Source organism: Spirillospora sp. NPDC049652, assembly GCF_040675125.1.
Taxonomy (GTDB): Bacteria; Actinomycetota; Actinomycetes; order Streptosporangiales; family Streptosporangiaceae; genus Spirillospora.
The window spans coordinates 1-11353 of record NZ_JBFAOF010000151.1; the positions used below are offsets into that span (position 1 = coordinate 1).

The 11353-nt window shown below is 71.3% G+C and carries 11 protein-coding genes; 3 read left to right on the plus strand and 8 right to left on the minus strand.

The genetic code is table 11. The features are described from left to right. From AB0J52_RS13200 to AB0J52_RS13225, 6 genes are all read right to left on the minus strand, one after another. Positions 1–1523 (minus strand): S9 family peptidase (locus tag AB0J52_RS13200; protein ID WP_500181817.1); only part of this gene is annotated, 1523 nt, incomplete at its 3' end. 88 nt (positions 1524–1611) lie between these two features. Continuing rightward, a complete protein-coding gene (locus tag AB0J52_RS13205) occupies positions 1612–2805 on the minus strand; it encodes an FAD-dependent oxidoreductase (RefSeq protein ID WP_500181818.1) in 1194 nt (397 codons plus the stop codon). A 75-nt stretch (positions 2806–2880) separates the two neighbouring features. Next, on the minus strand, positions 2881–3867 hold the full coding sequence (locus AB0J52_RS13210; protein WP_500181819.1) for an amino acid ABC transporter permease: 987 nt from the start codon (positions 3865–3867) through the stop codon (positions 2881–2883). Continuing rightward, entirely contained in the window at positions 3864–4550 is a 687-nt protein-coding gene (locus AB0J52_RS13215) for an amino acid ABC transporter permease (RefSeq protein WP_500181820.1), read from the minus strand. The genes AB0J52_RS13210 and AB0J52_RS13215 overlap by 4 nt, the downstream gene beginning before the upstream one ends. Before the next feature lie 74 nt (positions 4551–4624). Then, a complete protein-coding gene (locus tag AB0J52_RS13220) occupies positions 4625–5494 on the minus strand; it encodes a glutamate ABC transporter substrate-binding protein (protein WP_500181821.1) in 870 nt (289 codons plus the stop codon). A gap of 256 nt (positions 5495–5750) precedes the next feature. Further along, positions 5751–6533, minus strand: coding sequence for an amino acid ABC transporter ATP-binding protein (locus AB0J52_RS13225; RefSeq protein WP_500181822.1), 783 nt, complete (start codon positions 6531–6533; stop codon positions 5751–5753). Positions 6534–6777: 244 nt separating this feature from the next. Between AB0J52_RS13225 and miaB the strand changes: the two genes are divergently transcribed. Then, entirely contained in the window at positions 6778–8316 is a 1539-nt protein-coding gene (gene miaB / locus AB0J52_RS13230; protein WP_500181823.1) for a tRNA (N6-isopentenyl adenosine(37)-C2)-methylthiotransferase MiaB, read from the plus strand. 111 nt (positions 8317–8427) lie between these two features. On the opposite strand, the gene AB0J52_RS13235 is transcribed toward miaB, so the two are convergent. Next, positions 8428–8694: an antitoxin gene (locus AB0J52_RS13235; protein ID WP_500181824.1), complete on the minus strand. Its 267-nt coding sequence runs from the start codon at positions 8692–8694 to the stop codon at positions 8428–8430. Between the two features lie 133 nt (positions 8695–8827). Between AB0J52_RS13235 and miaA the strand changes: the two genes are divergently transcribed. Next, positions 8828–9715 carry a tRNA (adenosine(37)-N6)-dimethylallyltransferase MiaA gene (miaA, locus tag AB0J52_RS13240; protein WP_500181827.1) on the plus strand — a complete coding sequence of 296 codons (888 nt, stop codon included), beginning with the start codon at positions 8828–8830 and terminating at the stop codon, positions 9713–9715. Between the two features lie 34 nt (positions 9716–9749). Beyond that, positions 9750–10586 (plus strand): diaminopimelate epimerase, encoded by an 837-nt coding sequence (dapF, locus tag AB0J52_RS13245; protein WP_500181825.1) that lies wholly within the window; start codon positions 9750–9752, stop codon positions 10584–10586. 270 nt (positions 10587–10856) lie between these two features. Here dapF and AB0J52_RS13250 read toward each other — a convergent pair. Continuing rightward, positions 10857–11353 (minus strand): sensor histidine kinase (locus AB0J52_RS13250; protein ID WP_500181826.1); only part of this gene is annotated, 497 nt, incomplete at its 5' end.

Genomic DNA, 11353 nt, shown 5'->3' on the forward strand with positions numbered 1-11353 from the left:
GGCCCGACCATATAGGCGGCCTGAATCGAACGACAGGCCCTAGGAGCCGCGACGCCGAGGTCGACCAGGGCGCGCGCGGCGGCGACGGCGTCCTCGACGTCCACGACGCCCCACTGCCGCCGCAGCCGCTCGCGGTAGGCGCGGCCGTATCCCGACGAGCCGCCGTAGTTGACCTCGACCACGCCGATGCCGCGGCTGGTGAAGTAGGCCCGCTCCAGGTCCAGCGTGCTGGACGCGCGCCCGGTCGGGCCGCCGTGCACGAACACCACGTACGGCGGCTTCTCGTGCTCGGGGCCCTGCGCGTCCGGGCTGGACGGCGGGAACACCAGCGCGTGCACCGGACGGCCGAACGGGCCTTCGAGGCGCTCGGCGCGCGGCATCGACAGGTAGGCGGCGTTCGGCGGCTCGGCCAGCTCGCGCCGCAGGCTCTCGGCCCTCCCGGTCGTCATGTCCACCCTGACGACCGAGGTCGGGACCTCGGGCGCGCCCGCGACGCCCAGCACCGTGGACCCCGACACCGTCAGCGCGGGACGCCAGTCGGTGTACGGCAGATCGAGGTCGGTCAGCTCCAGGGTCTCCGGGTCGTAGACGCCGAGCCGCATGTCGCCCTCGCCGTGCAGGACGGCCAGCCGCCCGTCCTCGAGGATCGCGTACGGCTTGCCGCCGAGCGTCCACAGCGGGGCGGCGAACTCCTCCTCGGCCGGGTAGAGCGCCTGGGCCGACTCCCCGTGCAGCCCGATCTGGTAGATGTTCCACCAGCCCGGCCAGTCGGAGACGACGTAGAGGGTCTCGTCGTCGCGCCACAGCGGCGCGAGCGCGGACTCGGTGAGGCCGCCCTTGACCGTGCGCGGCGCGACGACCTCGCCGTCCTCCAGGGCGGCGACGCGTAGTTCGGTGCCGTCCCAGGGCATCCGGGGGTGGTTCCACTGCACCCACGCCAGGTGCCCGCCGCCCGGGGACGGCGTGGGGGAGGCGTAGAAGTCGGCGCCGGTGACCAGTTCCCGTATCGCCGACGCGTCCTCGGCGGCGGACCCGTCGAGCGGGACGCCCACGATCGCGCGCCGGATCCCGTCCGGGGTGTGGCCCTCGCAGACGCACCACACCTGCGTGCCGTCGGGCGACAGGACGTAGTCGGCGTAGCGCAGGCCGCCCGGTTCGGCCGGCTCCGGGGTGAGCGGATACGGCTTGGGGTCGCCCGGGTCGAGCCGGTGGAGTCGCTGGTCCTCGTAGTTGGAGAACACGATGACGTGGCCCTCGGCGCCCGGTACCGGCAGATATGACCGCCCGCCGTACTCGTGCACGCGCGTCCGGGCGTCGTAGGGAGCCTGGAGCAGCTCGGTGCGGCGGCCCTCGGCCAGGTGGACGACCGTCGTCCGGCCGCCCTCCTCGGGCCTGGTCTCCTGCCACCACACGTCGTCGCCGGACACGGTGGGATAGCCGATCCGCAGCCGCGCGCGGGCGACGTCGCCGGCGGAGATGGGAGACGGCCATGAGCCAAAGGGAAGGGTCGCACGAGCGGTCATATGCGAATCGTCCCGCATCGGAGGATCGGTTGGGGCCATGACGGGGCAGTTGCCGCCGGAAAGATACGAGCCGCTCAGCGGGGAGAAGTCAGGCCGCCGGGGTGATTTCCGCATGCTGCCGGCGGTGCGGAGATTCTGGACGCCCGCCTGATGGATTTGTGGCGGTCCGTCCCGTCTGCCCGGGAGAGTGCCCCACCTCGCCGCCGGTGCCCTCCCGCGCCTCCAGCCCCCGCCGGACGGCCCGTGCCGCGCTCCGCCCCGCCCGGTTCGCCCCGATCGTGCTCGCGGACGGCCCGTACCCCAGCAGGTGGACGCGCGGATCGGCGGCCACCCGCGTCCCGTCCATCACGATCCCGCCGCCCGGCCCGCGCAGCCCCAGCGGCGCGAGGTGACCCAGCGACGCCCGGAACCCCGTGGCCCAGAGGATCACGTCGGCGTCGAAGGACGACCCGTCCGCCCACACCACGCCGGACGGCGTGATCCGGTCGAACATCGGCAGCCGGCGCAGCACGCCCGACGCCCGCGCCGCCCTCACCTCGTCCGTCAGCATCAGCCCGGTGACCGAGACGACGCTGGCGGGCGGCAGGCCGCGCCGGACCCGCTCCTCCACCTTCGCGACGGCCGCGCGGCCCAACTCCTCGTCGAACGGCCCCTCGACCCACTCCGGCGGCCGCCGGGTCACCCAGCGCGTGTCGGCGGCCACCTCGGCGATCTCCAGGAGCGCCTGGACGCCCGAGGCCCCGCCGCCGACCACCACGACGCGCTTCCCGGCGAACTCGTCCGGCCCCCGGTACTCGTGCGTGTGCAGGTGGCGGCCCCGGAACGTCTCCATTCCGGCGTAGCGCGGCCAGAACGGCTTCTCCCACGTCCCGGTCGCGTTGATCAGGTAGCGGGCGGCATATCCGCCCTCAGAAGTGGACAGCAGCAGCCGTCCGCCGGGGAGATCCCGCACGGACGACACGTCCACCGGCCGCCGCACCGCGAGCCCGAACTCCCGCTCGTACCGCTCGAAGTACTCCGAGACGACCTCGGACGCCGGACGGCGCGGGTCGGGCGTCCCGAGCGGCATCCCCGGCAGGTCCGCGATCCGGTGCGCCTTGCCCAGCGTGAGCGTCGGCCAGCGGTACTGCCAGGCCCCGCCAGGACGCGGCGCGTGGTCGAACACCACGAAGTCCACGCCGTCCCGCCGCAGCTGGTACGCGGCCGACAGGCCCGCCTGCCCGGCCCCCACGACGGCCACGTCCACGGCGGTCGCGCCCGCTGGAATCTCGTCGTACGTCACGTCCGCGAGAACCCCGAAGGGCGCCCCCGGATTCCCCGGAGACGCCCCTCGCGGCAAGGCGGGACGGGACGGCCGTCAGACGGCGTCCGCGCCGCTGGAGGACATGCCCGCGGCGGGCATCACGCCCAGATCACCGCTCATCGTGGAGATCGACTTGCGGCTGCGGCGGCTGCGCGCCTCCAGCCACGTCGCGATCCGGCTCACGATGAGGTTGATCGTGATGTAGATCGCCGCGCAGACGATCGCGGCCTGCAGCAGGTTGGAGAAGTTCGCCGGCTCGATCTTGAACCCGTAGGACGTGAGGTCCTCGTAGCCGATGATGAAGCCCAGCGAGGTGTCCTTCAGCAGCACCACGATCTGGCTGACGATCGCGGGCAGCATGGCGGTGACGGCCTGCGGCAGCAGCACCAGCCGCATCACCGCGTTCTTGCGCATGCCGAGCGCGAACGCGGCCTCGGACTGCCCGCGCGGGATCGACTGCACGCCCGCCCGGACGACCTCGGCGAGCACCGAGCCGTTGTACAGGGTGAGGCCGAACACCACGGCGGCGAACGCGGGCACGGTCACCGTGCCGTTGTTGATCGTCACACCGAAGATCGTGAAGACGTTCTCCACCATGACCCGCTGGAAGTTGCCCAGCGGGCCGTCGGCGATGATCGGGCTGACCGTGGCCGGCACGAAGAACGCCAGGAAGATCAGGATCAGCAGCGGCATGGCGCGGAAGAACTCCACGACCGCCGCCGCCGGCACGCGGACCCACCAGTGGTCCGACAGCCGGGCCAGGCCGAACACCGCGCCGAAGACCAGCGCGAGGACGGTGCCGACCGCCGCCGCCTTCAGCGTGTTGATCGTGCCCTGGATGAAGTAGGTGCGCCAGACGTCCCACTTGGTGAACGGCTCCCACTTCACCTTCGCGAACTGGCCCTTGTCGCCCAGCGCGTAGAGGACGTAGGCGATGATCCCGACGATCACCAGGGCGGAGAGCGCGGTCAGGATGGTGTTGCGCCGCCGGGCGCGCGGCCCGGGCGCGTCGAACAGGACGGTCGCCTCGTCGCGGCTCATCGCGCCACCGCCATTCGCTTGGTCAGCCAGCCGAAGAAGAAGCCGGCCGGGAGGGTCAGGACCAGGTAGCCGACGGCGAAGCCGATGAACATCGGCAGCGTCGCGCCCAGGTCGAAGAACAGCGCCTTCATCTCCGAGGCGGCCTCGACGCCGTAGGCGATCGCGCCCACCACCGTGGTGTTCTTGATCATGGCGATCAGCACGCTGCCGAGCGGGCCGATCACGGACCGGAACGCCTGCGGCAGGATGATCATCCGCAGCGACTGGGTGAAGGTCAGCCCGATCGAGCGTGCCGCCTCGGCCTGGCCGAGCGGGACGGTGTTGATGCCGGACCGCAGCGCCTCGGCGACGAAGGCCGAGGTGTAGACCGACAGCGCGGTCACCGCCCACCAGTAGCCGTTGACGGTCGGCGTCTCGGAGAAGTGGAACTTGAGGATGTCGCTCAGCGCGGAGATGCAGAACGCCGCGAGCAGGGTGAGCGGGGTGTTGCGCAGCAGGTTCACCACGAAGGTGCCGACGCCCCGCAGCACCGGTGTCGGCGACACCCGGAAGCTCGCCCACACCGTGCCGAGGATCATGGACAGGACCGCGGTCACGGCGGCCAGCCGGATCGTCGCCCAGAAGCTGATGGCGATCTTGTCGAGGTTGTTGAAGACCTCGGTGAAGTCGAAGAGTTGGCCCATGGGTTCCCACCTGTAGGAGGCCGCGCCTACGCCCCCTCGGCAGGGGGCGCGGCGCGGCCGGCGGCGTCAGACGGTCAGGCGCAGCCCTCGAACTGCGGAACGGTCGTGGTGGGCTTCAGCCCGGTGCCGTTGAAGTACTTCTCCAGCAGGGTCTTGGCCGTGCCGTCGGAGTACATCTTGGTGATCGCGGCGTTGACCGCCTCGCAGCCCTTGGTGTCGCCCTTCTTGATGCCGACGCCGTACTTCTCGTCGGTGAAGGGGTCGTTGATCACCTTGAACTTGCCCGCCTGCTGGGCGGCGAACCCGGCCAGGATCAGGTCGTCGGTGGAGACCGCGTCCACCGCGCCCGCGTCCAGCTTGGCGACGCAGTCGGCGTAGCCGGTGGCGTCGACCGTGGTGGCCTTGATGTTCAGCTTGCCGTCCGGCGGGCCCTGCACGACGCGCTTCCAGGAGTTGGAGCCGGCGGCCTTGCAGATCTTCTTGCCCTTGAGGTCGGCGGCCTTCTTGATGTCGGTGTTGTTCGCCTTGACCATGGTGTCCTGGTGGGCCACGTAGTACGGGCCGCCGAAGGTCACCTTGGGCTTGCGCGAGTCGGTGATGGAGTAGGTCGCGACGACCAGGTCCACCTGACCGGTCTGCAGGAAGGTCTCGCGGTTCTCCGACCGGGCCTCCTTGAAGGTGATCCCGCTCTCCGGCACACCGAGCTGCTGCGCGATGTACTTGGCCACGGACACGTCGAACCCGTCGATGGAGCCGTCCGGCTTCTTCAGGCCGAGCGAGGGCTGGTCGAACTTGACGCCGATGACCAGCTTCTTGTCGTTCTTGGCCTTGTCCGCGACGCTCGTCGACTCGGCCTTCTTCTTGGAGGAGTCACTGCCGCAGGCGCTCATCGTGAGCGCCAGGGAGGCGGCGGCCAGGGCGGCCACGATCTGACGTGCTCGCATGTGTCGTCCCTCTACTTTCGTGCGTTGCCCGGTGCGGGAGGCCCGCGCTCAAACTCTGTCCCTGCCCTTAGGTGCGTCCCCTTTGGTGGCTTTTGGTACGCCCAAGAGAACGCGCCGCCGGCGCGTCGTCCCGGTACGCGGCCCCGTGACGTGGTGTCCGTACGGGGCCGGGTACGCGGATCCTGCTACGTCGTGTCGGTGCGCGTGCAACCGGTCGCGCGCGCGGCGGACCGGCGGAAGCGCGGGGTTCGGTGCGTCAGTGCGTGAGGATCTTGGACAGGAAGTCCTTCGCGCGGTCGGTGCGCGCGTTGGTGAAGAACTCGTCCGGGGTGCTCTCCTCGACGATCTGGCCGTCGGCCATGAACACGACCTTCCGCGCGGCACGGCGGGCGAAGCCCATCTCGTGCGTCACGACGATCATGGTCATGCCCTCCTGGGCCAGGTCGGTCATGACGTCCAGGACCTCCTTGACCATCTCGGGGTCGAGGGCGGAGGTCGGCTCGTCGAACAGCATCACCTTGGGCTTCATCGCGAGCGCGCGGGCGATCGCCGCGCGCTGCTGCTGGCCGCCGGACAGCTGGGCCGGGTACTTGCCGGCCTGCGTCCCGATGCCGACCCGCTCCAGAAGCTCCATGGCGTGCTTCTCGGCCTCGGCCTTGCCCACCTTGCGGACCTTCATCGGCCCGAGCGTGACGTTCTCCAGGATCGTCTTGTGGGCGAAGAGGTTGAAGGACTGGAAGACCATGCCGACGTCGGCGCGGAGCCGGGCCAGGTCGCGGCCCTCCTCCGGGAGCTTCTTGCCGTCGATCAGGATCGTCCCGCCGTCGATCGGCTCGAGCCGGTTGATCGACCTGCACAGGGTCGACTTGCCACCGCCGGACGGGCCGATGATCACGACCACCTCACCCTGGTCGATGGTGAGGTTGATGTCCTTCAGGACGTGCAGTTCACCGAAGTGCTTGTTGACGTTCTCGAGCACGACGAGGGGTTGGTTGTCAGAGGTCCCCTTGTCACCAGCTCCCTTGCCGATGTCCACCATGAGCCCGGACTTTACGTGATGCTTATCGCCGGGGAAGCCCGCAAGCGGTACCGATCCGGTCACGAATGCCCATGTAACCGCGCTGATGAGGGAGTTCTCACGATGTTCGTCCGCGCTGGCCGGACCCGGTGTGTCGGCCGTAATGTGACCCGCCGGTAACCAATTGGTGATCCACTTGTTCCGCACGGGGCGCTCCCCTCACCCGCGCGGGGCGCCCCGCCCCTCCGACTACCCTTGGACCGTCATGAGTGCGCCTACTGAGACCGGTCCCCGCACGTACGAGATCCGTACCTACGGGTGCCAGATGAACGTCCACGACTCCGAGCGGCTGTCCGGGCTGCTGGAGGACGCCGGATACGTGCGCGCGGACGGCGCGGAACCCGACGTGGTCGTGTTCAACACCTGCGCCGTCCGGGAGAACGCCGACAACCGCCTGTACGGCAACCTGGGCCATCTGCGCCCGGTGAAGGACGGCCGGCCCGGCATGCAGATCGCGGTCGGCGGCTGCCTCGCGCAGAAGGACCGCGACACCATCGTCAAGCGCGCCCCCTGGGTGGACGTGGTGTTCGGCACCCACAACCTCGGCGCCCTGCCGGTGCTGCTCGAACGGTCCCGCGTGCAGGAGGAGGCGCAGGTCGAGATCGAGGAGTCCCTGGTGACCTTCCCCTCGACGCTGCCGACCCGGCGCGAGTCCCCCTACGCGGCGTGGGTGTCGATCTCGGTCGGCTGCAACAACACCTGCACCTTCTGCATCGTCCCGTCGCTGCGCGGCAAGGAGAAGGACCGCCGTCCCGGCGAGATCCTCGCCGAGGTCGAGGCGCTGGTCGCCGACGGCGTCATCGAGGTCACGCTCCTCGGCCAGAACGTCAACGCCTACGGCTCGGGCTTCGGTTCGCTCGCGTCCGCCCCGGACGAGGTCAGGGCGATGACCGAGGGCGGGCAGAGCGCCTTCGCGGGCCTGCTGCGCGCGTGCGGGGGAGTGGAGGGCCTGGAGCGCGTCCGCTTCACCTCCCCCCACCCCAAGGACTTCACCGACGACGTGATCGCGGCCATGGCCGAGACGCCGAACGTGGTGCCGTCCCTGCACATGCCGCTCCAGTCCGGCTCCGACGCCGTGCTGAGGGCGATGCGCCGCTCCTACCGGCAGGAGCGCTTCCTCGGGATCATCGAGAAGGTCCGGGCGGCGATGCCGGAGGCGGCCATCACGACCGACATCATCGTGGGCTTCCCCGGCGAGACCGAGGAGGACTTCGAGCAGACCCTGCACGTCGTCCGCGAGGCCCGGTTCGCCTCGGCGTTCACCTTCCAGTACTCCAAGCGGCCCGGCACGCCCGCCGCGACGATGGACGGCCAGATCCCCAAGGAGGTCGTCCAGGAGCGCTACGAGCGCCTCGTCGCCCTGCAGGAGGAGATCTCCTGGGCGGAGAACAAGAAGCAGCTCGGCCGCACCCTGGAGGTCCTGGTCGCCGAGGGCGAGGGCCGCAAGGACGACGCGACGCGGCGGCTGTCCGGCCGCGCCGCCGACAACCGGCTCGTCCACTTCGCCGCGCCGGACGAGGCCGTCCGGCCGGGCGACATGGTGACCGTGGAGATCACCTACGCGGCGCCGCACCACCTGGTGGCCGACAAGTCGTTCTCGGTGCGCCGCACGCGCGCGGGCGACGCCTGGGAGGCCCGCCAGGGAAACCCCGAGGGCGTCAAGGGCGTGGCGCTGGGCATGCCGCCGATCGGCCGTCCGGCGCCCGCCGCCCAGCCGGCCACCGGCTGTTCCACCTGCCCCTAGTTCTGTATCAGGCGTGCGTCAGGGGCGTCCCGGCCTTGCTGGGACGCCCCTGATGACGCGTGCGGGCCTTCGGGCCCGGGCCGGACCGGTGGTCAGGTCCGGGCGTACCGGTCAGGGGCCGGCCGTGCCGCCCTGACCGCCCGGGGCCTGACCGCCTGGGCCCTGGGCCCCGTCCTGGGGCGGGTTCGGCGTCTGCTGCCCCTGTCCGGCCTGTCCCTGCCCGGAGTGGTCGATGTACTGGCCCGCCCTTTCCTGGGCCTTGTCGACCTTGTCGGCGTACTTGCCGCCGGTCTTCTGGTCGAACATGTCTCCGGCCTTGTCCACGCCACTCTTGGCCTGGTCGGGATGCTGGCCGAACATTTCCTTGACCTTGTCCATCAACGACATGGCAAACCTCCCCCGAGGTCGTCCGGCGCCGGGGCCGCCGCACGGTGGGGCGACGGCGCGTGGCACCCGTACAGTCCGATCCCTACCCACCGGTTGCCAGAATTAGCGTGTGAGTTCTCCTGACGTGATCGCCGTGGTCGGACCGACCGCCGCCGGAAAGTCCGATCTGGCCGTCGAGCTGGCGCTCCGGCTGCCCGGCGAGGCGGTGAACGCCGACTCGATGCAGTTCTACCGGGGCATGGACGTCGGCACCGCGAAGCTCTCCGCGGACGAGATGCGGGGCGTCCCGCACCACCTGCTCGACATCTGGGACGTCAAGGTCACCGCCAGCGTCGCCGAGTTCCAGCGGCTCAGCGCCGAGGTCTTCGCCGAGGTGCGGGGACGCGGGCGGGTGCCGGTGCTGGTCGGCGGATCCGGCCTGTACGTGCGGGCCGCCCTGGACGAGATGGAGTTCCCCGGCACCGACCCGTCCGTCCGGGCCCGGCTGGAGGAGGAGCTGGCCGAGGTCGGCTCGGGCGCGCTCCACGCGCGCCTGCGCGGCCTGGACCCCAAGGCGGCCGAGGCGATCCTGCCCAGCAACGGCCGGCGCGTGGTCCGGGCGCTGGAGGTCATCGAGATCACCGGACGGCCCTTCACCGCGACCCTGCCCGAGCACCGCTACCGGTACCGCTCGGTCGTCCAGATCGGCCTGCAGGTGCCGCGCCCCGAGCTGGACGAGCGGATCGCGCTGCGGGTCGACCGGATGTGGGAGGCCGGGCTCGTGGACGAGGTCCGCGCCCTGGAGGGGCAGGGCCTGCGGGACGGCCTGACCGCCGGCCGCGCCCTCGGGTACGCGCAGGTCCTGCGGTTCCTGGCGGGGGAGTGGAGCGAGGCCGAGGCCAAGGAGGAGACGGTCCGGGCGACGCGCCGGTTCGCGCGCCGCCAGGAGTCCTGGTTCCGGCGCGACCCGCGCGTCGTGTGGCTGCCGTACGACGCCCCGGACCTCGTCGAGCGCGCCCTGGGCCTGCTGTAAAGGGGCTGGTCCGGCGGGGTAATACGATCGAGGCATGCGTTTCATCAAGGGCCACGGCACCGAGAACGACTTCGTCATCCTCCCCGATCCGGACGGGGCCCTTGACCTGACCGCCGAGGCCGTCGCGCGGCTCTGCGACCGGCACGCCGGGATCGGCGCGGACGGCGTGCTGCGGGTGGTCCGCACGAAGGTCGCCGGCGAGCCGGCGGTCGAGGGCCTGCCCGCCGAGTGGTTCATGGACTACCGCAACGCCGACGGGAGCATCGCGGAGATGTGCGGGAACGGCGTGCGGGTCTTCGCGCGGTACCTGGTGGACGCCGGGCTCGCCGAGCCGGGCGAGTGGGACGTCGCGACCCGTGCCGGGCTGCGCCGGGTGACGATCGGGACGTCCGGGGACGTCCGGGTCGAGATGAGCGGGCCCGTGTACCTGGGCGTGGGCGAGGCGAGCGTGGCGGGCGAGAGCTTCGGCGGCGTGCGCGTCTCCATGGGCAACCCGCACCTGGCCTGCCCGGTGGACCGGCCGCTCGCCGAGCTGGACCTCTGCCACGCGCCCGGATTCGATCCCGAGGTGTTCCCGGACGGAGTGAATGTCGAGTTCTTCCGTCTCGTGGGCGAACGCCATGTGGAGATGCGAGTCTACGAACGCGGTTCAGGTGAGACCCGCTCCTGCGGCACCGGCACGGTGGCGGTCGCCGTGGCCGCCGCGCTCGGCGGCTCCGTCCCGGGCGGCGCGTCGAACCTGCCGACCGGGGAGTGGACCGTGGACGTCCCCGGGGGCCGGGTTACCGTGTCCCTGGAGGCCGGGACCAGCTTCTTGACCGGTCCGGCCGTCCTGGTGGCCGAAGGGGAGACCAGGACCGATTGGCTCTAGTCATTTGTGACTATTTTTCGTCCCGGGTGACTCGGGACTCCTGTCCCTGACGGAAGGGCCTCCCGGTCGCCTACTTTCTGGGTGCACACCTCGGGTGGCGAGCACACCTCAAGGTGCAGGCCGCGCGGGCCGGGATGGGAGCCTCGGAACCGCAGCGGTGTCGAGGGCCGGTGGCGACCTTCTTGGCGGGGGGCGGTCACCGGCCCTCACCATGTCCGCGGGCAGGCGGACGCCCACATGCCAGCCCTGTTCGGCTCAGTCCCGTTCTGCTCAACCCTGTTCGGCGGGCGCATGGGCCCGGGACGGCTCCTCCGCCGCGAGCCGCTCGTCCTCGGCCGCCTCCGAGCCGCCGTCCGTCCGGAGCGGGGAGGCGTCCGGTTCGCCCTTCGGCGGCGAACCACCGGACACGGCGCCCGGCGGCACACCCGGCAGCACACCTGGCGGCGCGCCGGTCAGGGGCAGCCGCGCCCGCACGAGCGTCCCGCCCTCCGGACGGCCGCTGACCGTGCAGGCCCCGCCCAGCTCGGCGGCGCGCTCCCGCATCGACGACATCCCGACCCCGCCGCGGAGATCCTCCGGCGGGCCGATGCCGTCGTCCTGGACGCTGACGTCCAGATCGCCGTTCAGCCGCAGCCGGACGACCGCGTGCCCGGCCCGCGCGTGCCGGTACACGTTGGTCAGCGCCTCCTGGACGATCCGGTACGCCGCGACCTCGGCCGCCGCCGGGAGCGCGGCGAGGTCGCCCTCGACGTGCACGTCCACGCGGG